This is a genomic window from Litorimonas sp., from assembly GCA_029936425.1.
Lineage (GTDB): Bacteria > Pseudomonadota > Alphaproteobacteria > Caulobacterales > Maricaulaceae > Litorimonas.
The window spans coordinates 147,950-171,390 of record JAPYSU010000003.1 but is presented as its reverse complement, the minus strand read 5'-3'; the positions used below and the strand labels follow the sequence as shown (position 1 = coordinate 171,390).

At 49.0% G+C, this 23,441-nt stretch carries 23 protein-coding genes, 1 tRNA gene and 1 pseudogene; 5 read left to right on the top strand and 20 right to left on the bottom strand.

The genetic code is table 11. The annotated features are described in order from the left end of the window. Positions 1–77: 77 nt before the first annotated feature. The 7 genes from ACN0IC_RS04060 to ACN0IC_RS04030 all read right to left on the bottom strand — a co-directional run bounded on the left by ACN0IC_RS04060 (position 78) and on the right by ACN0IC_RS04030 (position 8,637). Complete coding sequence (locus ACN0IC_RS04060) at positions 78–839, bottom strand: RlmE family RNA methyltransferase (RefSeq protein ID WP_416877479.1); 762 nt, start codon at positions 837–839, stop codon at positions 78–80. Beyond that, positions 836–1,978, bottom strand: a complete 1,143-nt coding sequence (locus ACN0IC_RS04055; protein WP_416877478.1) for a Ppx/GppA phosphatase family protein — start codon at positions 1,976–1,978, stop codon at positions 836–838. The genes ACN0IC_RS04060 and ACN0IC_RS04055 overlap by 4 nt, the downstream gene beginning before the upstream one ends. Before the next feature lie 133 nt (positions 1,979–2,111). Next, positions 2,112–3,857, bottom strand: a complete 1,746-nt coding sequence (locus ACN0IC_RS04050; RefSeq protein WP_416877477.1) for a SulP family inorganic anion transporter — start codon at positions 3,855–3,857, stop codon at positions 2,112–2,114. A gap of 39 nt (positions 3,858–3,896) precedes the next feature. Further along, complete coding sequence (locus ACN0IC_RS04045) at positions 3,897–4,328, bottom strand: beta-lactamase hydrolase domain-containing protein (protein ID WP_416877476.1); 432 nt, start codon at positions 4,326–4,328, stop codon at positions 3,897–3,899. Between the two features lie 3 nt (positions 4,329–4,331). Further along, entirely contained in the window at positions 4,332–6,326 is a 1,995-nt protein-coding gene (gene tkt / locus ACN0IC_RS04040; RefSeq protein ID WP_416877475.1) for a transketolase, read from the bottom strand. Positions 6,327–6,468: 142 nt separating this feature from the next. Then, positions 6,469–8,349, bottom strand: coding sequence for a ferrous iron transporter B (gene feoB, locus ACN0IC_RS04035; RefSeq protein WP_416877474.1), 1,881 nt, complete (start codon positions 8,347–8,349; stop codon positions 6,469–6,471). A 3-nt stretch (positions 8,350–8,352) separates the two neighbouring features. Continuing rightward, positions 8,353–8,637 carry a FeoA family protein gene (locus ACN0IC_RS04030; protein ID WP_416877473.1) on the bottom strand — a complete coding sequence of 95 codons (285 nt, stop codon included), beginning with the start codon at positions 8,635–8,637 and terminating at the stop codon, positions 8,353–8,355. A 178-nt stretch (positions 8,638–8,815) separates the two neighbouring features. Here ACN0IC_RS04030 and ACN0IC_RS04025 point away from each other — a divergent pair. Then, positions 8,816–8,891, top strand: a tRNA-Phe gene (locus ACN0IC_RS04025). 130 nt (positions 8,892–9,021) lie between these two features. Here the strand turns inward: ACN0IC_RS04025 and ACN0IC_RS04020 are convergent. Further along, a complete protein-coding gene (locus ACN0IC_RS04020) occupies positions 9,022–9,309 on the bottom strand; it encodes a helix-turn-helix transcriptional regulator (protein WP_416877628.1) in 288 nt (95 codons plus the stop codon). 66 nt (positions 9,310–9,375) lie between these two features. Here ACN0IC_RS04020 and ACN0IC_RS04015 point away from each other — a divergent pair. Beyond that, a pseudogene (locus tag ACN0IC_RS04015) lies at positions 9,376–9,648 on the top strand (FAD/NAD(P)-binding protein); the annotation flags it as partial. 213 nt (positions 9,649–9,861) lie between these two features. On the opposite strand, the gene ACN0IC_RS04010 reads toward ACN0IC_RS04015, so the two are convergent. From ACN0IC_RS04010 to ACN0IC_RS03985, 6 genes are all read right to left on the bottom strand, one after another. Then, positions 9,862–10,086 carry a hypothetical protein gene (locus ACN0IC_RS04010; RefSeq protein ID WP_416877472.1) on the bottom strand — a complete coding sequence of 75 codons (225 nt, stop codon included), beginning with the start codon at positions 10,084–10,086 and terminating at the stop codon, positions 9,862–9,864. A gap of 1 nt (position 10,087) precedes the next feature. Then, complete coding sequence (locus tag ACN0IC_RS04005; RefSeq protein ID WP_416877471.1) at positions 10,088–10,570, bottom strand: cyclic nucleotide-binding/CBS domain-containing protein; 483 nt, start codon at positions 10,568–10,570, stop codon at positions 10,088–10,090. A 25-nt stretch (positions 10,571–10,595) separates the two neighbouring features. After that, on the bottom strand, positions 10,596–11,054 hold the full coding sequence (locus ACN0IC_RS04000; RefSeq protein WP_416877470.1) for a cyclic nucleotide-binding/CBS domain-containing protein: 459 nt from the start codon (positions 11,052–11,054) through the stop codon (positions 10,596–10,598). 15 nt (positions 11,055–11,069) lie between these two features. Next, a complete protein-coding gene (locus ACN0IC_RS03995; protein WP_416877469.1) occupies positions 11,070–11,582 on the bottom strand; it encodes a MarR family winged helix-turn-helix transcriptional regulator in 513 nt (170 codons plus the stop codon). Between the two features lie 227 nt (positions 11,583–11,809). Then, complete coding sequence (locus ACN0IC_RS03990; RefSeq protein ID WP_416877468.1) at positions 11,810–12,070, bottom strand: hypothetical protein; 261 nt, start codon at positions 12,068–12,070, stop codon at positions 11,810–11,812. Between the two features lie 147 nt (positions 12,071–12,217). Then, positions 12,218–12,376, bottom strand: coding sequence for a hypothetical protein (locus ACN0IC_RS03985; RefSeq protein ID WP_416877467.1), 159 nt, complete (start codon positions 12,374–12,376; stop codon positions 12,218–12,220). Between the two features lie 291 nt (positions 12,377–12,667). On the opposite strand from ACN0IC_RS03985, the gene ACN0IC_RS03980 reads away from it, so the two are divergent. From ACN0IC_RS03980 to ACN0IC_RS03970, 3 genes are all read left to right on the top strand, one after another. Next, a complete protein-coding gene (locus tag ACN0IC_RS03980; protein ID WP_416877466.1) occupies positions 12,668–12,946 on the top strand; it encodes a metal/formaldehyde-sensitive transcriptional repressor in 279 nt (92 codons plus the stop codon). Then, positions 12,943–13,935 (top strand): CDF family Co(II)/Ni(II) efflux transporter DmeF, encoded by a 993-nt coding sequence (gene dmeF, locus ACN0IC_RS03975; protein WP_416877465.1) that lies wholly within the window; start codon positions 12,943–12,945, stop codon positions 13,933–13,935. Before ACN0IC_RS03980 ends, dmeF begins: the two co-directional genes overlap by 4 nt. Before the next feature lie 170 nt (positions 13,936–14,105). Beyond that, a complete protein-coding gene (locus tag ACN0IC_RS03970) occupies positions 14,106–14,423 on the top strand; it encodes a hypothetical protein (RefSeq protein WP_416877464.1) in 318 nt (105 codons plus the stop codon). Positions 14,424–14,518: 95 nt separating this feature from the next. Here ACN0IC_RS03970 and ACN0IC_RS03965 read toward each other — a convergent pair whose 3' ends face one another. From ACN0IC_RS03965 to ACN0IC_RS03940, 6 genes are all read right to left on the bottom strand, one after another. Further along, positions 14,519–15,190 carry a transmembrane anchor protein gene (locus ACN0IC_RS03965; RefSeq protein WP_416877463.1) on the bottom strand — a complete coding sequence of 224 codons (672 nt, stop codon included), beginning with the start codon at positions 15,188–15,190 and terminating at the stop codon, positions 14,519–14,521. A gap of 13 nt (positions 15,191–15,203) precedes the next feature. Then, complete coding sequence (locus ACN0IC_RS03960) at positions 15,204–15,932, bottom strand: HupE/UreJ family protein (RefSeq protein WP_416877462.1); 729 nt, start codon at positions 15,930–15,932, stop codon at positions 15,204–15,206. 103 nt (positions 15,933–16,035) lie between these two features. Further along, on the bottom strand, positions 16,036–17,373 hold the full coding sequence (locus ACN0IC_RS03955) for an MFS transporter (protein WP_416877461.1): 1,338 nt from the start codon (positions 17,371–17,373) through the stop codon (positions 16,036–16,038). Further along, positions 17,370–20,543 carry an efflux RND transporter permease subunit gene (locus ACN0IC_RS03950; RefSeq protein ID WP_416877460.1) on the bottom strand — a complete coding sequence of 1,058 codons (3,174 nt, stop codon included), beginning with the start codon at positions 20,541–20,543 and terminating at the stop codon, positions 17,370–17,372. Before ACN0IC_RS03950 ends, ACN0IC_RS03955 begins: the two co-directional genes overlap by 4 nt. Before the next feature lie 9 nt (positions 20,544–20,552). After that, the gene (locus tag ACN0IC_RS03945; protein ID WP_416877459.1) at positions 20,553–21,818 is read right to left on the bottom strand and encodes an efflux RND transporter periplasmic adaptor subunit; all 1,266 of its coding nucleotides are present in this window, start codon (positions 21,816–21,818) and stop codon (positions 20,553–20,555) included. Continuing rightward, positions 21,818–23,110 carry a TolC family protein gene (locus tag ACN0IC_RS03940; protein WP_416877458.1) on the bottom strand — a complete coding sequence of 431 codons (1,293 nt, stop codon included), beginning with the start codon at positions 23,108–23,110 and terminating at the stop codon, positions 21,818–21,820. The genes ACN0IC_RS03945 and ACN0IC_RS03940 overlap by 1 nt, the downstream gene beginning before the upstream one ends. Between the last annotated feature and the right edge of the window lie 331 nt (positions 23,111–23,441).

Below are 23,441 nucleotides of genomic sequence, written 5' to 3'. Positions count from 1 at the left end.
CTATCTCTTTTGCAGGCGGGCGTTATCAGAAATCTTTCCATGCCGCAAAGAGAAAACCGTAAGGGACTGTTAATAAATCAATCCGTTTTGGGGTTTTGCAAGTTAAGAGCGACCAAATAAATTTCAGGACTGCCTTTTCTGGAAGATTCCGGCTTGAAATGTTTCACGGTCTGAAATCTTGATTTCAGCTCTTTTAATAAACTAGATTCTGCTCCGCCTTGAAAAACCTTGGAGGCAAAGTGACCGCCAGGACGTAATGTCCGCATGGCAAAATCTGCCGCCGCTTCGACAAGTGCGACCGTTTTTAGATGATCTGTTTGCTTGTGTCCTGTGGTATTGGCCGCGAGATCCGATAAAACGACATCCGGCGACGCCTCCAGATAGGATTTTATCTTGTCCGGCGCGTCGTCTGCCATGAAGTCGTATTCAATCAGGTCGGCCCCCGCGACCATATCCACGGGGAGTATATCAATCCCGACAACGCGTTTCGCGCCGCGTTTCAGGGCAATTTGCACCCATCCGCCAGGAGCGCAGCCCAAATCCACAACTAAACTGTCATGCTTGAGGAGATTAAATTTGTCGTCCAATTCCTCTAGTTTGAAAGCCGCGCGGGACCTGTAGCCTTTAATTTGCGCTTCCCTGACAAACGGGTCGTTGATCTGTCTCTCGATCCAGAGCTTGGACGAAATTTTTCGGCCTCGCGCCGTTTTGACTTTTTTGTGCATCATGCGGGTCGCATTGTCTTTTTCAGCTTTGGGAGTCCGGCGGCTTCGTTTGGGCGCAGTTGGCTTCCCTCCGCTCATGCGGCGCGGACGACTGTCTTTAGGGGGCTTGCTCATTCTGTGGCCTCTGCTTCATCTGTGGGAGCCACGTCGTCTTGTTGCGGCAAAGTCCGAATGGTTTGCTTGCGGTTCATCAATCCCATTAGCATGCCCTCGCGTAGTCCTCTATCGGCAACACGTATCATCTTGCTCGGCCACATCTCGCAAACGACGTCTGTGATAGCGCAGCCGGCCACCAGTAATTTCGCGCGGTCACGCCCAATACAAGGTTCTTTCGCCCGGTCCTCGGGACTGCGGCTTGCCATGTTGCGCGCGACACGCACGGCATCGCGCGAACGGAACCAAAGTCCGTCAACTTTATCCCGGCGATAATATGGGAGCTTCAAGTGAATCCCCGCAAGAGACGTAATCGTTCCAGACGTTCCGATTATATGCCCCTTCCCGTCTTCAAACGTACGGGTAAAACGCGTGTCACACCCTTTTTCAGCAATAGTTTCCCTAACTATTTGCTTCATGCCTTCATACCAATTTTCTCGATCGTCCGTTTCAGGAATACGCTCAGAAAGTGTAACAACGCCAATTGGAAGTGACGCCCATGCGCTGATCGGCGGTCTATGGGTTTTCATTTCGTGATTTGGATCGCGAAGTTTTCGGATATCTACCCAGCTCAGTTCCGTGGAACCGCCGCCTATATCAACGACTAAAGCGACATCTTTGGTAGGATCCACCAGATTGAGACAGCCCATCACTGCCAGACGCGCTTCAACACGCGCGGAAATGATCTCCAAAGCGATGCCGGTTTCTTCTTTTACGCGGGAGAGAAAATGCTCTCCATTCTCAGCTCGTCGACAAGCTTCTGTCGCAACGCAGCGCCAGCGCTTAACACTTTTCGACTTCATTTTACGAGCGCATACAGAGAGGGCTTCGACGGCGGCGTCCATACTTTGTTGAGAAAGCTGCCCCGTACCCGCTAGCCCATGGCCCAAACGGACAACCTTGGAATAACTGTCGATTATCTGAAACCCATGACTCAGTTCTTTTGCTATCAAAAGACGGCAATTATTTGTGCCCAAGTCCAAGGCTGCATATGTTGAGGGCTTCTCTCCGCTTCGTTTGCGGCGTCGCCCTGACCGTCTCCGTCGCTCATGGCCATTTGCCGATGAGGAGGCGGATCCGGACGTATCTGGGTCCGGCATGGTCTGCTCTCTCTTTTGACAGGGTCGCTTCTGGCGAAAACCGAGCGCCGCTCTGTCTATTCTGTTACACGCTAACGGATTAATTGCGTTCGGTAAATGTGAAAATGAAGATAGGGCCTCGCCTCGTCCGGCGTCAGTGAATATCAACGTGATCCGAAAGCTGCGACCAGTCCGGCTCGGGACGTAGGGCTTCCATGGCATCGTGCTGTGAGAGAAAGATTTGCCCGGTTAGGTGATCGAGAAAGTTTGACCTGAATAAACGTTCTTTGACGCGGCTTTGCATGTCCGAGAAATGAAGCTTCACACCAATCCGTTTCAGGCGTTTATTGACCTCGAACAAACTGGAAAGCGCGCTCGCGTCTATCCGGCTTACCGCCGTACACATTAGAACCAAATCACGCATCTCAGGGCTTTCCGAAATCAGATCTGAGACCCGCTCCTCAAGCGAACGGGCATTTGCATAATACAGACTTTCATCAATGCGAAGGGTTTTGACTTCTTCATTGGTCTCTACAACAAACCGCGAAGCATCCCGGTAATGTTCCGTTCCCGGAAACCGCCCGACTTCTGCGATATGAGGATGAAGGGTCTGGCGAATATGAAGCGCCATGGCCAATATCACGCCGGCCAAAACGCCCCATTGCACGCCAAATATCAGAACGGATAAAAATGTCGCCAAAGCCGTAATGCCATCGGCACGGCTATAGACCCAAGTGCGCCAAAGGCTTTTGAAATCCAAAAGCGAAAGACAGGCAATAATGATGAGCGCAGCCAAGACAGCCAAGGGCAAAGCTTTCAGAACAGGCGTTAAAAACAGGGCAGTAAAGCCCATAAACACGGCGACAATAACGTTGACTAACGGCGTTTTTCCGCCGGCAGAGGCATTGACCGCAGTTCGCGACATGCTCCCGTTGATTGGATATCCCCCTGTCATACCGGCAACAAAGTTTGCGCCTCCGAGACCCAAAAGTTCGCGGTTCATATCAAGCTTGGTTCTGTTCCGAGCAGCAAATTCCTGACCTGTTGACCCGCTATCCACAAATGACACAACAGCAATCACAGCAGCTGGCATGATGAGCATTTTGAGCATATCCACCGAAACTGCCGGAACTTTAAACGGAGGCAGTCCTGCCGGAACAGGCCCTACAACGGCCAGACCGAAACGCTCATGCAGACCAAGAATTAGACTGATAAATATATAGGCGGCAATGACCACAATAGGAGCCATACGTGCCATGAGCTTGGCTCGCCTACTTTTTACGCCCAGTTTAACGAGCCCCAGCCCCAGGTTTTGTTTTATAAGTAAAAGCACAAGACAGGCAGAGAGGCCAATTATGATAGCCACAGCTTTTGTCTCGCCCAGACCAGACCAGATGGAGTCTATCAGTTCCAGAGCCGTCGTGCCCGAGGCTGTAATCCCAAGTAAATGTTTAAGCTGAGAAATAATAATGAGCAATGCGGCGCCCGTAATATAAGCCGAAACGACTGGACGAGCGACGAAGTTCATCAAGAACCCTCCCCTTAAAAATCCCGCTCCTAACAGAAATATTCCCACCATAGCCGCCAGGGCCGCCGCACTGATTAATCGTGTGCCTTCGGGCAGCACGGCAATACTTGCCGCTGTCATCAATGAAATCACGGCCGTCGGCCCAACATTAAGCTGTCGCGATGATCCTAAAAGCGCGTAAGCTATCAACGGAAAAATCGAAACATAAATACCAAGTTGAGGCGGCAAGCCTGCCAGGAGTGCATAGGCGAGGGATTGGGGAACCAGTAAAATAGACACGATGACTGCAGCGACCAGATCATTCCCAAATATTATTGGCGAGTAACCTTGCAGCCAGTCAAAGTGGTTTCGAACTGCCCCTCCGATTTTCACAAGTCAAAGTCCTGAAGCGTCATGGAATGCCCTCATTTCCTAGTCTGAGTCTTTTGCCTTTTTCTCGAAGTCCTTCAAGAGCGGATAAATTTGAGACAGATTATAGGGCGTGTCCTCTAAAGCTTTGATAACAGCGTCAGATCCTAGAGTTTTTACATGTGCAAAGGCCCACAATGCGGCTGAACGCATCCCGCTTGCGCAAAAAGCAACGATAGGACGGGGCGTATTTTCATAAGCCTTCGAGCTGGCTTCAATCAGATCAGATGTCAGCCCGCCCAGCATAGGGATATAGTGGTAATCGACGGATAAATCCTGCGCCGCTCCTTCCATATCTTCGGATAAAGGCTGGAGCGGCGCTTCTTGGTCAGGACGGTTATTTATGAAACTTTGTATGCCTTGATCTTTCAAGGCCTCTAATTGCGCAGGGAGCAGTTGTCCGCATACAAATACATCCCCGGGCAATTCATACATGATCTAACCTTTAACTTTTTCGAGCGCCATTTTGACAATCGCCTCGGTCGTAATCCCAAAATGCGGGAAAAGCTCGGCTCCTGGAGCCGAAGCTCCAAAACTGTCCATTCCGATAAAGCCTCCATCCCGACCAATGAGGGCGTCCCAGCCTTGGCGTATTCCGGCCTCAATGACAATTTTCGGCAGGTCGTTACCCAGCACTGAGCGGAAGTAACTGTCTTCCTGCTCTTCAAAGACATCCAGACAAGGCATGGACACCACACGGGCTGAAATACCTTGTTTCTCAAGCTCTTCATGAGCTTCGACGGCTAAGTGAACTTCGGAACCGGACGCGATCAAAACGATGTCATCTTTGCCTTTCCCGGGCTTGAGAACATATCCGCCGCGCTCACACATATTCTTGGTCGCGTCATCTCTCACAGCCGGAACGTTTTGACGTGTCAGAGCCAAAATAGACGGGCCATTCTTGCGCCGGACGGCAAGTTCCCAGCACTCTGCGGCTTCCAGAGCGTCTGCAGGGCGATACGTAAACGTGTTAGGAATGGCGCGCAGAGACGCCAGATGTTCAACAGGTTGATGCGTTGGTCCATCCTCGCCCACACCAATAGAGTCGTGAGTTGCCACATATATCGTCTGAATTTGCATGAGAGCGGCAAGCCGAACGGAAGGACGACAATAATCCATAAAGACCATGAAAAGGCCGGAATAGGGCAGGATGCCGCCATGAAGGGCCAAGCCGTTCATACAGGCGGCCATACCATGTTCACGAACCCCGTAATTGATATATCGGCCTGCATAGTCACCCGCCTGAATTTCCTGTGACGTTGCAGGCGTTTTGGTTTTATTTGAGCCTTCCAAATCCGCAGACCCGGAAATCATATCGGATAGGGCCTCTGTTAACGGGATCAGCGCTTTATTGGAAGAGACGCGGGTCGCCATATTCGGCTTATCCGAGGCGACCGTGTCTTTATAAGCCTGAAATTTATCCAGCCATCCTTCATTAAGCTCGCCGGACATGGTCCGCTTGAATTCAGCCGCATGGCTGGAATTTTCCAATCGGCCTTTCCATTCTTCGTGGGCTTTTTGACCTTCTTGGCCGGGCCGCTTCCAGAGGTCATAGACAGATTCCGGTATTTCAAAAGGAGGATGTGACCACCCTCTGGCGTCTCTTGTTGCCGCAATCTCGTCATCTCCCAATGGCGCGCCGTGAGCTTTATTCGTCCCCTCTTTGTTTGGAGCGCCTTTCCCAATTGCTGTTTTGCACGCAATCATGGTAGGTTTGTCAGATTTCTGTGCCTCACTGAGAGCGCTTTCAACCTGATTTTGATCATGGCCGTCAATTTCAATAACTTTCCAGCCTGACGCCTCAAATCGTTTTTTCTGATTTGTTGAATCCGAAAGGGAAACCGGGCCGTCAATGGTAATGTTGTTATCGTCCCAAAGCACTGTAAGGCGGTTTAATTTCAAATGCCCCGCCAAAGAAATAGTTTCCTGGCTAATCCCTTCCATGAGGCATCCGTCACCTGCGATTACATAAGTTCGGTGATCGACAAGCTCGTCGCCATAGCGCGCGTTAAGATGACGTTCGGCCAAAGCAAATCCAACCGCGTTGGAAATTCCCTGCCCGAGCGGCCCTGTCGTTGTCTCCACGCCCGGCACGTGACCATATTCCGGATGCCCTGCTGTAATCGAGCCTAATTGACGGAAATTCTTTATCTGCTCCATCGTAACCGCATCATAGCCTGTGAGATGCAGCAGGCTATAGATCAACATAGACCCATGGCCCGCAGATAGAATGAAACGATCCCGATCGGTCCAATTTGGGTCGGACGGATCAAATTTCAAAAACTTTGAAAACAGAACCGTTGCGGCATCTGCCATCCCCATAGGCATGCCCGGATGGCCCGAATTAGCTTTTTGCACAGCATCCATAGAAAGCGCTGCAATCGCATTGGACATATCCCGGTGTTCTTGCTGGGATTTTGAAAGCTCAGTCATGGTATTTCCTGTAAAAAGTCTCAGCTGGAGCGCGAGTCACATATTATTTGTGCCGCACCTTGTCATAAATTAACAGGGCGTTCCAGACGAGGTGCTGAAGTAAAATGATATGACAGCGCTGTCAAATACTGCCTTCTATGGATTAAAGTCCGAATGCAACCGCTGAATGATAAGTTACGCCAGCGGCGATATAAGCCAGGACAAAAAGATAACCAAAAGCAAAGAGAGGCCATTTCCAGCTATTGGTTTCTTTCTTGATAATCGCAAAGGTCGAGAGGCATTGTGGAGCAAATACAAACCAGACCAAAAAGGCCAATGCGGTCGGCAGGGACCAAGCGGATTGAAGCATTGTTCCAAGGCCGTCTACATCCTGTTCCCCAAGAGAATAGATGGTGGCCAGAGAGCCGACAGCCACTTCCCTCGCCGCCATGGCTGGAATCAAACTGATAGAAATTTCAAGATTGAACCCGATTGGGGCCAAAAGCGGCTCCAGAACACTTCCGATTTTTCCGGCAAAGGTTTCTCGAATATTCGTCGCATTCGCCGGGTAACTCGCCAAAAACCAGATAAGAATAGAGGCGGGAAGAATGATGCGACCCGCACGGGACATAAAAATAGCCGCCCGGTCCCATAATCCTTGGAGGTAATCCTTGAAGACCGGCATTTTATAGCTCGGTAACTCAATCAAAAGGTTGGAGGATTCGCCGCGCATAAGCGTTTTTTTGAAGATAAACGCCATGATGACAGCAAAAAGGATTCCCGAAATCACGAGACCAAATGCCACCAAACCCTGAAGGTTAAAGACACCTACTTTTTCGGCCGGAATGAAGGCCCCGATAATCAGAAAGTAAACAGGCCAACGGGCCGAGCAGGTCATGAGCGGCGCGATCATGATGGTCGTCAGACGATCTCTTTCCTGCTCGACTGTCCGAGCCGCCATAATCCCGGGAATAGCACAGGCAAAACTGGAGAGCAGAGGTATAAACGCGCGTCCGTTCAGCCCCACTTTTGCCATGAGAGTATCCACGAGAAAGGCGGCACGCGCCATATAGCCCGACGCTTCCAAAAGGAGGATAAAGGCAAATAATATGACGATCTGGGGAAGGAACACGATGACGCTCCCAACACCGGCAATAATGCCGCTACTAATCAGAGATCTCACCCAGCCTTCGGGAAGAATGGCGTCGACCAAGCCCTGCAGCCATCCGAAACCAGCCTCAATCCCTTCAATCATCGGAGCCGACCAGGAATAGACGGCCTGGAACATCAAAAATAAGATGCCAAATAAAATTAATAACCCCAAAATCGGGTTCATGACGAATTGATCAATGCGTTGTGTAAAGGTTTCAACTTTTTTGACGCGCTTAACCGTTGTCGCGGTAATAGATCTGGCTTGAGCTTGAAGTATCTTCAAGTCATCTGTTGGCGGCGCTGCAATACGGGCCTTGCCAGAGAAAACCTCTGGCGCCCAGCTATTCAGAAACTCAATAAGTTGGCTTCGTCCGGAAGCCCGTACAGCCACACATGAAATGACCGTTACGCCGAGGGAGTCTTCCAGCCCTGCGATATCAATCGTCATACCGTCCCGGGCAGCCATGTCCATCATGTTCAAAACAAGGACAATCGGAAGACCATGTTGTTTGGCTTGCAGAATATTGTGTAAGTGAGTCGAAATATTGGAGGCGTCCATGACAACCAATAAGGCATCGGGGGCGCGCTGGCCTTCGAGATTGCCCCTGACCGCATCAAGCGCCACGCGTTCATCCATAGAATGGCCGCAATCTCCGTAGACACCCGGAAGGTCAAGAAGCTCGACCTCCTGCCCACTGGGCAGCTCGAAATGACCGATTCGGTACTCAACCGTTACGCCGGGATAGTTAGCGATTTTCGCTCTACCGCCGGTCAGCGCATTAAAAAGAGACGTCTTCCCGCAATTCGGTGCCCCCAGCAAAGCCAGCCGCAAGGTTTTTTCTGCGAAAATGGGCGTAACCACTCCGCTTTCAGGCCTAGTCGTAATATCCATGGATTATGCGACGCGGGAATCGCGAGCCATATTTATATCTATGGGATTTGCTGAACGCTCAATCAGTTCTAATGTAATCGCTGACGCATCAGCGCGGCGAAGAGCTATTATGGCGCCATTCAGGCGCACGGAAATGGGATTGCGATTAAAAAGCCCAAAATGTAAAGCTTCGATATTATCACCCTCAGCAAAACCTATTTCCCGAAGACGGGTTTCCAACGCTTTGTTATCACAGGAAAATCCTGTGATCTTTGCAGGTGTTTTTCGTTTGAGCTGGTCAAGTGTCATGCCCTCTAATAATGCGAACTATTCTCAAAATCAAAGGAAAAGCGCATAATTCCGACGAAAAACTCATCAGAAACCAGGCGCTATATTTTTCCTGTTTTTTGCCGTCTTTGGGCATGGACACGTAAAAAGCCTTTCCCTATAAGGCGCTTCGCTTCAGCCCCCATAATGCGGGGTCCGGGCCCGAATAGCTCAGTTGGTAGAGCAACGGATTGAAAATCCGTGTGTCCCTGGTTCAAATCCAGGTTCGGGCACCATTTCCCTCTATTAAGCTATTGTTTTGTATATATAAATTAAACTCAATCTATTTTGTTCCCACCTTAGTTCCCTCCAGAGACAAACGAATCAATTTCGTAAAATCATTCAATATCTTCACGTTTTTCTATATTAGACTTCAACAGGTTCCAGCTGATCAATCCATTGTTGAATTTCTGACAATTTCCAGCGAGTAAATTTTGGACCATCTTTGTAAGGCATTGGAAACCGATCATTCATGTTTCGAGATTTCTTCCACAAAGTAGCTCTACTTTTAATGCCTGTGAGTTTTTGGACGTCCTGAGATGTCAATAATTGGTCGGTCATGTTCGTTTCAGGTGAGAGCGTAAAGAGAGCGCCCTCACCTGCCCTTCTATTCTTGTGACTTTGGCCGCGACCACACCAAATCAGCGCCATCATCACGATGGAACACCCTCACAAGCAGATAAATACAGCGCTCAAACCAATATAACCGAGGAAAAACAAATGCCCCAGACTCGCAACGCAAGTCAGACCCATCAAATCGTTATCGTCGGCGGCGGCTCTGCAGGAATCGCTACCGCAGCCAGCCTTCTTAAACGCATCTCAAATCTCGATATCGCCATCATTGAGCCCGCCGAAGAGCATTTCTACCAACCGGGGTGGACTATGGTTGGCGGCGGTGTTTTTACTCCGGAAAAAACGCGGCGACGAATGAAAGATCTTATCCCCTCTGGCGTAAAGTGGATTAAAAAATCAGCGGCAACTTTCGAACCAGATATGTAAAGAGACCTAGACGACTTTGGCCAAAGGCCTTGCGGCGGGACTGCCCGTCGCCAGATTGGCCGACCGCTTCCCGCCGTCCCCCGAGGAGGGAACATAGTAAAAGAGCCGGCCCGATAAGGGCCGACAGTTTGAATTAAGGCTGTTTGGCTTTGTCCCGACTCGGATATGATTGGGATACTAACTATAGATTAAAGACAAAAAATTGTCCTAATAACCTTGCTCAGCGAGCTCTCGTTCAACTTCTAAAGTATGCCGAAACATAAACCCAAAAGCGACGAGGAGTGGTAAAAGCATGACCAATTCAGCGCCCATTATCACCTTCTTTGAAGCATGGAAAAAGTCAAAAACTAACCAAACTAAGCTTTCCGTCAATATGCCCGCAAATAACATGAGGAAGAGCGCACCAAAAATGGCGCCAAAATAGATTTTCATTTCACTTATCCTTATAAGGAGAGAGAGAGACCGATAGGTCTTTAACAGAAGACACGATTATTCCGCGCAAGTGTTGAGCATATCTTTCTTCTTTAGCGTGAAGTGCTGTCAAAACATCACTTACCCCGATGATTGAGAGAGGTTTGCCGTCTTTGGTGATCACCAAATGGTGGATTTGATGACGTGTCATCAATGACAAAGCCTGTTCAAGATTGGTTCCAATATCCGTAGTTAGGGGATTGGTGGACATCCATTCAAACACATGTTCACGGTTGATTGAGTCGCCAACTTCACATCTTGATTGAACCGCGCGAATAATGTCCTCGTCTGTGAGGATCCCAACAATTTCATTGCTGTTTTCAATCACTAAAACCGCACTATTCTTACCTTGAATCAGAATTTCCAAAGCTTCATCTAAAAAATCGCCCGGCGCGCAAATGGGTAGGCTGGTGGCTCTATCCGGTATTAAGGGCTGGAAGGTCATCTTTATCTCCAAGCAGGGATAAGGCCTAAGCCGCTATGATCCCACGCGAGGCAAGAGCCATGTCGCGCAAGACGTTCACTTCGAGTTCATCATTATGATGGATTTGGGACAACACATCACGAATGCTCACAATCGCAATGGCGCGGTCTGCTTCAGTCACAACCAGATGACGAATTTTATGCTTGCCCATCAGGCTTAAGGATTCAGTTAATTTCGTATCTACAGAGCACGTAATGACTTTGGATGTCATCCAGTCTTGGATCTGCAATTTCGCAATATCCTGTTTTTTGCTTTGTGCGTCATGCACGGCTCGGATAATATCGTGATCTGTCAAAATACCGCGCAGTTGATTTCCCCGTTCCATCACGGCAACGGCGTTGCGCCCCGCGTCAATCATCATTGACATCGCTTCGTCAATGAAATCAGACGGCATGCAATGGATGAGAGGTTTCTTATCTGTGGCAATAATAGATTTGAGTGACATGATGTTCTCCTGTCATTAGATGGCACTTGCCATCGTGGAAAATGCCTCGGAATAGTTTGTTGTTTTGAAGGCTGTGAGGCTTGTTACGGCGATAATCACCGTGACGCGGGATCGAAGATTTTTTTTCAATTTGAGAAGGCCCGAGTTCAGAGAAGATACCTCTGTGTCGTTTAAGGAGTGAAGTGTATCTTCGCGTAATGACGTGGACGTACCCTCCAGCTCCTTTAACAAAGCCATTGCTGTATCCGTTAGGACAAGCCGATAAGATCGCCGATCGTCAGGGTCCTGCTCGCGCATCACGAAGCCCCTTTCTTCGAGACGATCCACGAGACGTCCAACGGAGGGCGCACCTAATTCCATTCTTTCTGAAAGTTCAGACTGTGTCAGCGCTCCGCGCTTTTGCAATATTCCAAGCGCCAACCACTTCACGCGGGTCAGATTGTGTTCAACCAATCGCCGATCAATGTCGAGGCGCAAAAGATGCGCAACATCGTGGATGAGTGTTCCTAAAAGGTCATCTTGTTTCATAATCATGTCACTCACATAATATGTATGCATATTATATGTAAGTGTTCTTTTCATGAAATTTTCGACACATAGTTTTGTGATTAGGTTCAAAAATATGCCATGGCGGAATTTTAGACACTAGCGAGCGACCCCTGAAGCGTCAGCGCGTGGGAAGCGCGAGCGTATCAGGCGCCAAGCGGCCCCTGGCCGGAGGTCAGTGATTGCGCAGGCCCGCAGCCCGTCGCCGCTTAGAGCGCGGGCAGAGTCAGCCCCGGCGAATAGTCGGGATGAGCTACCCGTGATCGGCGCCCGTCACTTTCGCCTTCGCGAAAATGACGGGGGTAAGCGTTGTCGAGATGTGGAATTGTCTGCTGACTGGCGGACGCCTGAAATGATCCCGCGGCAGCGGGATGCGTCAGGGATGAAGGCCGAACGGCCAAGACCGCAAGGCGGGCTTGGTTCACGCCAGCCCAGCGCGAAGCGTTAGCGAAGGGAGACGCCCAAGTCATTCAACCCCAAAACCCATAAAGCAAAACCGCAAACACCTAGACAGCATGAGCATTTATAGTTTGCCCCATCTCTTCATCTAATTCAACCTGACGGGTGGAGCGCATTGTCAGCGCCTATTTGATCGCAGCTTTGGTTTAGCCGACCATTCAGCTTTCGCGTTGCGCCCGTACAATGTTCTCGCAAAACGTAATGACAGAGGCACGATCATCATAAGTTTCAATAACGCTAAACAGCTCCAACAGGCGAGCACGTTGAGCCATTTCTAAATCTATTTCAGTCGGGCTGTTATCATCTAGGTCCACCATATCAAATCTCCGAAAAAGCCAGAGATCACCAGAACGGGGAAGCGAGCCTACCCGTGCGTTGTGTTTGGGCAAGCCTTGGACATTCCTACGCCCTCCGGCCGAAATCGGAGACACGCAAATACAGGACGTGCCCAATCAGGGCCGTCTCACTACACAGGGAGCTGGTGAACTCTACACGCTGATTTGGCAGGCGTGCCTCCTAAGAATAGAATGCCCGTAAACCGGGTACAATGTTATTCGCCCTTAAATATCTATTGAAGGCCCTGCCTTTATAGGGTAGCCCCCTATATTATGTCACATACATCCAAAAACCAATCGGTCTTGCTCGCACGTGTGCGACGTATCAAAGGTCAAATTGAAGCCGTCGAACGCGGAATAGTTTCAGAAAGCCCCTGCGCCGATATCTTAAATTTAGTGGCCTCCGTTCGCGGCGCGGTAAATGGTCTGACCGTTGAAATGATCGAAGATCATATTCGGACTCACGTCGCTAATCCTGAAACGGATGAGGATGCAGATCGGGCGAAAGGCGCAGAAGATTTAATTCGAGTCATCAGGACCTATCTTAAATGACCGTCCAGATCCCCGCTTCTCCTTCTGATGGGCTCCGTGATGATGGAACCCATGATCACGTTTACCTCGGCGATAATCATGACAGGAATGCCAAACGCACTTGGTTTGTTATTGCATTAACGGCCTCAATGATGGTCGTCGAAATCGTAGCAGGCACAATATTCGGGTCTATGGCGCTTGTCGCAGATGGGTGGCATATGTGCACGCATGCCGCCGCATTGATGATTACGGCAATGGCGTATTATCTGGCAAAACGTCACGCCAAAAACCCTCGTTTCAGTTTTGGCACCGGAAAACTCGGAGACCTTGCGGGATTCGCCAGCGCCGTCGTATTGGCCTTGATCGCTTTTTTGATCGGATGGGAAAGCCTTGTCCGCCTCGCCAACCCTGTGCAGATAAGCTTTCCCCAAGCGATTTTCGTGGCCGTCATTGGACTCATCATAAACCTGGTGAGCGCTTGGCTCTTGAAAGAGGATCACTCCCATCATCATGGACATGGGCACAGTCATCACATAAAAAGGGAACATGTTCACGAACACGATCATCATGACCACGCCCATCACGGACAAGACCAAAACCTACGCGCCGCTTATCTTCATGTGCTCGCCGACGCCCTCACCTCTGTATTGGCCATTGTCGCCTTAACTGCCGGGAGTGTTTATGGCTGGATATGGCTGGATCCTTTAATGGGTATTGTCGGCGCTCTTGTGATTGCACGCTGGTCGTGGGGATTGATACGCGACACTGCTGCCACGCTTCTTAACTATCGGGATGAGACCGACCATTTTGAAACTAGAGTTCGGAAGGCTATCGACGAGGCTGATAATCAGATTACGGATTTACACCTCTGGGAATTAGGGCCCGGGCACCAAGGTCTAATTTTATCTCTCAAGGCCAAAAATCCTCAACCGCCCTCTTTTTACAAAGATAAGCTAAGCCATATTCGCGGCCTGTCACACATCACGGTCGAAATTGAGCTTGCGAAATAATTTATCGGAAGAGCCCCATTATAGCATATTTATGGTGCCGTCGGAACTTCAAAATTCAGTCACGTGTGAATTAAAAAACTCATGACAATACAGACATAAACGGACTTCTCTAATTTATTGTTGCCGTAAACAATGTTATCCAAGGATCTCAAAACTGTAAGGAAATTTATATGAAACCTGTAACATTCTTTAAAGCAATAGTTGTCGCCTCAGCATCGGTGATGACCTTTACCGCGACAACTGCGTTTGCGCATCCGCCGGAAACGGGTTTCAATCAATATGAGGCTTACGACCCTTCTGCGGCGGAACAAGAAAGCCTGCTAACTGATGAGGTGAATAAGCCTGATGATAGCCAAACGACTGAACAAGAGTCAGTAGAAATGAATAAGACAAATGACGAAAAATCCTCGGAGAAGAATGAAGTGTCCTCTAAAGATAAGCCTATGAAAAAAGAATCTTTAGAGAAAGACAAAAGTCCTGAACCATAAATATAAAACACTTTTTATTTCAAAGATGTTAGGTCGCCCACTGGCGACCTTTTTTCTATTAAACAATAGATAAAGCAGTAAAACAGGTAATGCCATTACATCATTTGCTTCATTTCACTATACGCCCCGCGAGTTCCAATCGTCACAGTAACGACTTCACTACTCCGGTTTCGCCAATACCAACCATGAGCTCCATCAGAAACTGCTGTAAACTTACCTGACTTTTCAGGCAGAGCTCTACCTTGATCATAGCTATAAGCTTCTCCATCAACATCATCTGTGTGAAGGTCGGAATTTAAATGTCCTTGGTCAACACTCCAGCTATAAAACGCCGTTTCGCCCTTCTGCATTACAAGCTTCACTTCTGCCGCCTCCCCCGGGGCCATTGTCAAACTCATTTCGTCCCGCCATGCTCTGGACTCTGACGAAGCCGTTTTGTTTCCTTCTTGGACGGTTTTTCTCACCGTAGAAAGCTCAGTATCAGCTGTTGAGTCTCTTATAATTAAATTGGAGGATTGGGTTTTTGACTGAACCTCAACCGTTGCGACTTGGTCCGCTTCGGCTTCAAGCGCCAATTGTTGTTTGATTTCTCCCATCTGGGTCAAACCTAAAACGTTGCCCACACCTGTTGGGTCATAAGCATACTCTGCTGGTAGCACTATTGTGACTAAAATTGCCGTAGCAGATGCCACAGCGATAAAAGTAGACTGCATTAGTTTTTTAGTTGACGGCAAGTCAGCGCGTCGAGGCATATCTTCATTATACATGATTGGTATTCTCCTAGGTTACGGCATAGCCGGTGAGTTGGTAGCCGATTAGCAAAAAGCCGGCGGTCATTATAACGACATTCGCCGTGTAAGCGTGTTTCAAAAAGCTCGGTGTTCTGCGCCAATACCCCATAAGAATAAGGATCCCTCCGAGGGCAAGTAACTGTCCAATTTCGACACCAACGTTGAAAGCCAAAAGGTTTGGTAGCAAGCCATCTTCTGATATTTGATAGTCTAGAATTTTTGACGAAAGGCCAAAACCATGGAAAAATCCGAAGATGAGTGTTGCTAGCTTCGTATTCGGCTGGAATCCAAACCACCGTTGATAGGCCCCCATATTATCGAGTGCCTTATAAACAATAGACAAACCAATAATCGCATCAATGAGATAGCTGTTAATGCCAAAATTAAAATAGACACCCGCTAACATGGTCGTTGAATGACCGATGGCAAAGAGGCTGACATAAATGCCGATATGCTTCATTTTGTAGAGAAAAAAGATGATCCCAAGCAAAAACAGAATGTGATCATAGCCGGTCACCATATGTTTTGCCCCGAGATACAGAAAAGAGATCAAATTTACGCCCGTAATCTCTTGGATATACCCCTTGTCTCCTTCCGCTACAGCGTGGGCAAAGGCATCTGCTGCGAACACAGACGAGAGCAGAAAAAACCCTAAGATGAAAAGAAGCAAAGAGCCGTATCTATGCCTCTTTGTTAATGGTTGAAATTCAGATGTCATTTGCAGGTCCTTTCAAGACGGCAAGTTTGCCTTTGGGGGTTCGGATATTTAATCCGTTTGAGAATATTTATTTCAGTCTCACACGTTTCATTTGTTGAACGCCTTATGATCTTGGCCAAGTTTGATTATAATCATCCAAGACAAACTCATGCACGGGCTCTCCCGTTACGTGTCCTTGACGAAGGTGCGGATGGTTCAAAGGCAAGTTGGAGTGTGTATGTTTGATTCTAATATTCTCGTTTGCAGGCCAGACTCGGAAAGCCATTGCAAAACCCATGAGGGCTAAGCCTGCGGAGGCGAAAAGCGCTGATGATTGTCCCAAACGGCTTCCGACCCAACCCGCTACTGGATAAGCAATGAGCCAACAGACATGACTAAGGGTAAATTGAGCGGCAAAAATACTAGGACGAGTCTTCGGGGTTGAAGACCGACGCAGTAGCCGTCCTCCCGGCGTGACAGTGAGGGAATAAGCCGCCCCTAAAATGGCCCAAGAGAGCAATATAATAGGCCAGCTAAGACCTCCCGGTAAGAAATAGGTCACTAGGGTTAAACCCGATAGCATTACAGTTAAAATTGCGGCGCCCGATATCATTACCAAACGGTCGTTTAGCTTTGATAAAAGTTTAGGCAGGAGAAGCGCGACAGACATGGAGCCGGCGCCGAAAGCCCCTATCGTTACAGCGTAAGCTTGCTGATCCAGCCCCAGTCCGTCTTGAACAATGACCACAGTATTAACGACAACTATTGCGCCCGCGGCTGCAGCCGATAACGTCACGGCCAACATGCCGCGCAAACGCGGCGTTCCAAGGTAGTTTTGGACGCCGCTGGTCAGACGGGTCAAAATTCTTCGTTGTCCTGACGACTGAAAGTTTTGTCGCGGCAGCACAACCGAAAACACCATGAAAGCTGAGATCAAAAACCCGATGGCTGTCGCGCTGAATAAAGCGTGGAAGCTGACAACGGTCAAAAGCATCGCAGCTATTAGAGGGCTAGTCAGATTCTCCATGTCATACGCGAGACGCGACAGTGAAAGGGCTTTCGTGTACTCTTCCTCTTGTGGAAGAATTTCAGGTATGGTGGCCTGAAATGTAGGTGTAAATGCCGCTGATGCAGATTGTAGAACAAATATCAGGGCATAAATCTGCCAAATTTGTTCTACAAATGGAAGGCACAGAACAACTCCCGCCCGCACGATGTCCATAGTAACGAGGAGACCTTTGCGGGGTAGTCGGTCTGAAAACGCTCCCACAACCGGGGCAATGCCTATATAGGTAACCATTTTTATGGCCAATGCCGTACCGAGTACGGCGCCCGCATCAGCCCCCTCAAGATCAAACGCTAATAAACCAAGAGCTATCGTTGCAAGTCCAGTCCCGACAAGCGAAACGATTTGAGCAATAAAAAGATGCCGGTAAGTTCGATTGGCGAGTATTTTTATCATTCTGACAACGCAGAGAGTTTTGGGTCACGGTTAGAAGATCCCTCACGGCCAAGCCCATACACAATGCGGTATAGAGCTGGTAAAACTAACAAAGTCAGCAAAGTCGCAGATATAATTCCGCCTATAACAACTGTCGCGAGAGGACGCTGAACCTCACTTCCCAATCCTATATTCAACGCCATAGGAACAAAACCAAGACTAGCCACCAGCGCCGTCATCAAGACAGGCCTCAAGCGCTGCGTCGCTCCATCCAAAATTGCTTCATTGAGCCGCTCACCCTCGTCTCGCCGCTGTTTAATAAAACTCAGCATAACAACACCGTTCAAAACGGCGATCCCCGACAGGGCAATAAAGCCCACGCCTGCTGATATCGACAAGGGAAGACCCCGTAAGGCGAGCGCCGCCACGCCGCCCGTTAAGGCCAAAGGCACACCCGTAAAAACAATTCCCGCGTCGCGAAAAGACCCGAATAATAAGAGTAGAAGGCCGAAAATGGTTAAGAGCGCGATTGGGACCACAATAGTTAGTCTTTGACTAGCAGAGACAAGTTGTTCCCATGTACCGCCATACTCGACCCAATATCCAGATGGCAGATCAACTTCTGCGCTAATTCGCGACTGCAAGTCTGTAATAAACGATCCCAGATCCCGATCCCGCACATTAGATGTTACTGTTAATTTTCGTTTCCCATTTTCTCGACTGATTTGATTGGGCCCCGGAGCGATTTCAACTCTCGCGACTTCGGAAAGAGGGACAAACATCAAACCTGTTTCCGCACGCCGGCTCTCGGGTAAAGGGATTGGCAATCGTTCAATGGCAGATACATTTGTACGTAAATTTTCAGGGAACCGTACAACAATATCAAACCGTCTATCCCCTTCAAAGTAGCGGCCCGCCGTCTCACCGCCAAGCGTAATTCCCGCAACTTTTTGAACATCACTTAGATCAAGGCCAAAGCGCGCCAAAGCATCACGGTCCGGATGAATTGATAAAATTGGGAGCCCTGTCACCTGTTCATATTGAACGTCTGCCGCTCCAGGAACATTAGTTACGATTCCCTCCACGGTGTCGGCTAGGTCTGTTAATGTGTCGAGTTCATCGCCATAGATTTTTATCGCCACATCTGCTCGGACTCCCGAAATCAGTTCATTGAACCGCATTTCGATAGGTTGCGTTATCTCGTATTTACTCCCAGGAATTGACTCAACTGTTTCTTGAAGTTCTGCAACAAGCTGAGTCTTTGGCTTTCGGGGGTTGGGCCAGTCCTGACGATCTTTAAGAATAACAAAAGTGTCTGCCACGCTTGGCGGAACGGGGTCAGTCGCAATCTCCGGCGTGCCGATTTTTGCGAAGACGCGTTCCACTTCGGGAAGTGTCGTTATCTTTCGCTCAAGCATTTCCTGCATATCGATTGCCTGAGTCAGACTTGTACCAGGAATGCGCAAGGCGTGAAGGGCTATATCTCCTTCATCAAGATCCGGTATAAATTCGGATCCCAGTTTTGTCGCTCCCCAACCCGAAAAGATAACCAGAGCGAAGGCTGCGATAACTACGGGAATACGTGCCCATAGCGCAAACTTCAATGCAGGACGGTAAAGCGCCGAGGCTCCCCGCATGACAAAGCTTTCTTTTTCGGTGACTTTTCCGCGTATAAGTAGAGCCACCGCCGCTGGCACAAATGTCAAGGATAGAAGCATCGCTGATGTCAGAGCAATGACCACTGTAAAGGCCATAGGGTGGAACATTTTTCCTTCGATTCCTGTTAAGGCAAAGATCGGCAAATAGACGACCGTAATAATGATAATGCCGAAGATAGAAGGTTTTATCACTTCACTAGAAGCCGACGCCGCAAGTGAAAAGCGTTCATCCGGCGTCATGAGTCGTCCGAGGCGTTTCTGTTCTTTTGCAAATCGACGCAGACAGTTTTCAACAATGATAACCGCACCGTCTACAATCAAACCAAAGTCTAAAGCGCCGAGACTCATCAAATTTCCCGAAACTTTATTTTCGACCATGCCGGTGATTGTCATTAACATGGCAAGAGGGATAACTGCCGCTGTAAGTATGGCTGCGCGAATATTTCCTAATAAAAGAAACAGAACGAAGATGACTAATAGCGCTCCTTCCAAAAGGTTTTTTTCGACAGTTTTGATGGTAGCATCCACAAGGTCGGTCCGGTTATAAACAGGTGTGATCGTGACGCCGTCCGGCAAGCCGGGACGTATGATATCAACTTTTTTATCTACGGCGACGGATACTGTCCGGCTGTTTTCACCAATTAGCATGAACGCTGTTCCGAGGACGACCTCTTCGCCGTTTTGTGTGGCCGCACCGGTGCGTAATTCACCGCCTTCGCGAATCTCTGCCAAATCTCCTAGCTGCAATGTGACGACGCCCGTATCTTTGACAGGTATGGCCCGTAAATCATCAAGACTTGTTGCCTGCCCCGGCACACGGATCAGGTTCTGCTCCCCGTTCCGTTCAATATAACCTGCCCCTGTATTGGCATTATTCCGCTCAACAGCCAAAATAATGTCATCAAAGGACACCCCAAAACCCGCCATAGTGGCCGGGTCTGTAAGGATGTGAATTTCTTTTTTGAACCCGCCAATTGTATTAACCTCGGTCACGCCGTCCACGGTTCGAAGTTGCGGTAGGACAACCCAGTCATTCAGAGTCCGCAAATCCATTGCCGTCCACTCTGTGCCGTCATCCTTTAAGGCACCTGGCTCTGCGGCAATAATGTACATATAGATTTCGCCAAGACCCGTCGAAATCGGCCCCGGCTCGGGTGTGACGCCCGGAGGCAATTCAGCCTGTACGGACTGAATGCGCTCGGTCACTAGCTGACGAGACCGATAAATATCCGTGCCATCATCAAAAACAACTGTGACTTGGCTCAAGCCATAACGCGAGACGGAGCGGGTGTAGTCCAAACCCGGCAGTCCAGAAATCGCTGTTTCCACTGGAAAGGTAATGCGCTGCTCAATCTCAAGAGGCGAAAAGCCCGGCGCTTCAGTATTTATCTGAACCTGCACGTTTGTGATATCGGGCACAGCGTCAATGGGCAATCGGTTAAAATTATAGATGCCCAAGATTGTGAGCCCAACAACAATAGCCATTACAAGCCAGCGTTGTCGGATGGAAAACTCAATAATTTTTTCTAACATTTGTGCCTCCTAATGGTCGTGGCTGGCGCCGGACTTGTCGATGTCGGCTTTGATCAGAAAAGAATTATCAGTTACGTAGATTTCTCCCGGACGAAGACCTCCTAAAACTTCGATATAATCATCTCCTCTCAACCCAAGATCCAGCATTCTGACTTCGTAGGTTTCATCCACTTTTGCATAAACGACAGTGAAGTCTCTGAAGCTCTGGAGTCCGGTTGTTCTCACCGCCAAAGGCACTTCATTTTCGGCAATTACTACATTTGCCATGAGTCGCATTCCGGGTTGCAGTCCTGAGTCCGCAGGAATTTTGACGACCGCTATACGAGTTTGGGACGTGGCTCCGGCCATAGGTAAAAACCGCGAAATGGGAGCCTCTACTGTCTTCCCCCCTCCGGCGATGCCGAGCTCCACCTTCTGACCAACTTGCACACGTCCAGAATCTTTTGGAAAGACGTGCAGGCGAGCTTCCAGTTGATTAAAGTCTGCAATGACGAATAAAGCGTCGTTTCCCGCGACGTCCCCAGAATTTGTATTTCGTTCCAGAATAGTGCCCGACTTCGGAGCAGTGACAGTATATTCCTGCAAACTGCTTGAAGATTCTATTCGTGCAAGTGACTGTCCCCGTGTCACCGTATCGCCAACATTGGCATTAATGGATTTCACCGGCCCCGGATAGGTTGCCCGAACAGAAGAAGTCGCCGAGGGGGCGAGAGTAACTTCTCCTGAGAGAGATAGCACTTCCTCGATTACAGCCGAACTCGCGGGCTCAACTTCAAGTCCAGCTTCGGACGCAATGTCATCAGGTATAACGGTTCGACCTTCGAAAGATTCATATCGCCAAGTATATGGCTTACCATTATAACGCGCTTCCACTTCGACTTCGAAAGAATGTGGCTCTAGAACAACGCCATCTCCCACAAGAAAATCTGCACGCGGTTTAAAATTAAATGTGTCCACACGATCACCCAATCGATGGAGGCGTACGATCAGATCAACAGAAGCAGGGTTGATAGGCACCCCGTCCTTATAAGGATAAATACGATATTGCGGAGGGACTCCTGTTTCGAAGATAGTCATCTCAAGGGAAAAAGATCCGTCTTCTAATAGACGGCCGTTATTAGCGCCTCGTGGATAATCTTCTACCGCATCTTCACTCTGCTCGATTTGAGCTACATTTTCAGAATTTTTGTTTTCGTTTCCGCTACACGCCGCGAGAAGACTGAGCGCAAATGCCGTGCTAACAAGGAAAGGAAATTGTCGAAAAATTATAGTCATTATTGTGTTTCCTCCGGCAAAGTCTCCGAGCCCATTGAGGGGCTAAGACGCTCTAAAGCGGTTGTGTTGAGAATATAGGTTCTAAGGTGAGTCAGACGCTCTTCGCGCAAAGCGGCAATTGACCGCTGGGCATCTACGATGTCTAAATAGGAAAAAGCCCCACGGTCATATCCTTCTTGCGCCAATTCTACAGCTTCCATTGCCGCGGGTATGAGACGGTTGTCGATTTGCGATATTTCTTCTGCAGCGTTTTGGGCTTCTCGACTATATCCTGCCGCTTTGCGTAGTAATCCCTGTTGATGCGTTTGACGTGCGACTTTGATGCGGCGTTGTTCGGCATAGACTTTAGCGACAGATGCACGGCTCCGTTTTTTTGTGCCTAGTGGAATGGATACACCGCCAATAATTGCCAGATCTTCTTGATAGCCAAATTTTCGAACACCGACATTCCAAGTCACATCAGGAACAGCTTTGGTGCGTTCCAAATCTATTTGCGCAACTGTCTGCCGGCGCTCGGCATCGAGACGATCAAAAACCGGGGAGTAAACCTCGGTATAAAATACACTTTGGGAAGGCGGTCGCGTCGTCAAGTATTTAGGATTGATTTGGAAGTCTCTATTTCTTTGCCAATAGGCTCCTAATGCCTCTCGGACGGCCTGGGCTCGGGCGTCAAAATGTCTGACTTCAGCTTCTGCTTGAAGGCGCTGGGACTTCGCTCTGGCACCTGCTAGAAGCGGGTCACGGGCTGCATCGACACGTTTTTTTATTGACCTTTCCAGTTCGATAGAAATTTCAACTTCGTCGCATGCAAGCTCAACACGCCTCTGCGCCAATGCGGCCTCGGCATAGAGGGTTTCGATTTCGCTTCGGATTTCAAAATTTGCTGCCCTGAAAATAGCCTCAGCGACGCCAACCCCGCTTTCAGCCAACGCTATTCGTGCGTCTTGTTTACCGCCGCGCTCCCAGACACGAGAAAATCGGCCTGTAATTTGCAAATTGTCAATATTACTAGCAAGGCCCGTTCCCGGAAAATCCTCAACGTCAAGCGAGACAGTATCTGCTGGACGCAAAGCCGCGATCGCCCGTTCTGCTCGGGCCGCTCTTATTTCCGCTTTGGCAAGCTCAGGGCGCCGGTCAGCTTCCAAGGCCAAACGTGTTGCGCGCGCCAGATTAATAACTTCGATTTGATTGTCCGCACCACTACACGGTGCAAGATTATTTTGAGTTTCGGCCTGAGCTTGCGCAACAGACAAGGTCATCGCCATAGCGAGACCAATAAATTTAAACGACATGGATCCTAATACCTCCTGACCAAGAACAATTGGTCGGCTGATCTTTAAATCAGCCGATAAAGCTCAAAATCAGGCGCGGTCGGGGAAAGGATCAGGTGGTAGCTTTGGGGATGGAAAATGAATCGCTAGATATGAAACCTTCAGATTCCTTCTCGGGACAGTCACAGCCATTTCTGGCAAAGCTATATCAAGGAAAGTGAAGTGAAGCTCCGCTCCGTGCTCATTGGTATCATGAGAGTCCTCAGAGTGAGACTGTGATTCACCACCCTTGTCATTCATTATATGAGAAGATTCGACAAGATGGTCATGATTATTAACGATCTCTTGCTCC

Bases quoted from the DNA above. Each gene is read 5' to 3' on its own strand.
- ACN0IC_RS04020 (WP_416877628.1), bottom strand. From the start codon at position 9,309: ATGATGGCGCTGATTTGGTGTGGTCGCGGCCAAAGTCACAAGAATAGA.
- ACN0IC_RS03955 (WP_416877461.1), bottom strand. From the start codon at position 17,373: ATGATAAAAATACTCGCCAATCGAACTTACCGGCATCTTTTTATTGCT.
- ACN0IC_RS03995 (WP_416877469.1), bottom strand. From the start codon at position 11,582: ATGAAACAAGATGACCTTTTAGGAACACTCATCCACGATGTTGCGCAT.
- feoB (WP_416877474.1), bottom strand. From the start codon at position 8,349: ATGGATATTACGACTAGGCCTGAAAGCGGAGTGGTTACGCCCATTTTC.
- ACN0IC_RS04045 (WP_416877476.1), bottom strand. From the start codon at position 4,328: ATGTATGAATTGCCCGGGGATGTATTTGTATGCGGACAACTGCTCCCT.
- ACN0IC_RS03985 (WP_416877467.1), bottom strand. From the start codon at position 12,376: ATGGTGGACCTAGATGATAACAGCCCGACTGAAATAGATTTAGAAATG.
- ACN0IC_RS04060 (WP_416877479.1), bottom strand. From the start codon at position 839: ATGAGCAAGCCCCCTAAAGACAGTCGTCCGCGCCGCATGAGCGGAGGG.
- ACN0IC_RS03940 (WP_416877458.1), bottom strand. From the start codon at position 23,110: ATGTCGTTTAAATTTATTGGTCTCGCTATGGCGATGACCTTGTCTGTT.
- tkt (WP_416877475.1), bottom strand. From the start codon at position 6,326: ATGACTGAGCTTTCAAAATCCCAGCAAGAACACCGGGATATGTCCAAT.
- ACN0IC_RS03945 (WP_416877459.1), bottom strand. From the start codon at position 21,818: ATGACTATAATTTTTCGACAATTTCCTTTCCTTGTTAGCACGGCATTT.
- ACN0IC_RS04055 (WP_416877478.1), bottom strand. From the start codon at position 1,978: ATGCCGGACCCAGATACGTCCGGATCCGCCTCCTCATCGGCAAATGGC.
- ACN0IC_RS04030 (WP_416877473.1), bottom strand. From the start codon at position 8,637: ATGACACTTGACCAGCTCAAACGAAAAACACCTGCAAAGATCACAGGA.
- ACN0IC_RS04005 (WP_416877471.1), bottom strand. From the start codon at position 10,570: ATGACCTTCCAGCCCTTAATACCGGATAGAGCCACCAGCCTACCCATT.
- ACN0IC_RS03960 (WP_416877462.1), bottom strand. From the start codon at position 15,932: ATGACATCTGAATTTCAACCATTAACAAAGAGGCATAGATACGGCTCT.
- ACN0IC_RS04010 (WP_416877472.1), bottom strand. From the start codon at position 10,086: ATGAAAATCTATTTTGGCGCCATTTTTGGTGCGCTCTTCCTCATGTTA.
- ACN0IC_RS03950 (WP_416877460.1), bottom strand. From the start codon at position 20,543: ATGTTAGAAAAAATTATTGAGTTTTCCATCCGACAACGCTGGCTTGTA.
- ACN0IC_RS03970 (WP_416877464.1), top strand. From the start codon at position 14,106: ATGAAACCTGTAACATTCTTTAAAGCAATAGTTGTCGCCTCAGCATCG.
- ACN0IC_RS03990 (WP_416877468.1), bottom strand. From the start codon at position 12,070: ATGACTTGGGCGTCTCCCTTCGCTAACGCTTCGCGCTGGGCTGGCGTG.
- ACN0IC_RS03980 (WP_416877466.1), top strand. From the start codon at position 12,668: ATGTCACATACATCCAAAAACCAATCGGTCTTGCTCGCACGTGTGCGA.
- ACN0IC_RS03965 (WP_416877463.1), bottom strand. From the start codon at position 15,190: ATGTATAATGAAGATATGCCTCGACGCGCTGACTTGCCGTCAACTAAA.
- dmeF (WP_416877465.1), top strand. From the start codon at position 12,943: ATGACCGTCCAGATCCCCGCTTCTCCTTCTGATGGGCTCCGTGATGAT.
- ACN0IC_RS04000 (WP_416877470.1), bottom strand. From the start codon at position 11,054: ATGTCACTCAAATCTATTATTGCCACAGATAAGAAACCTCTCATCCAT.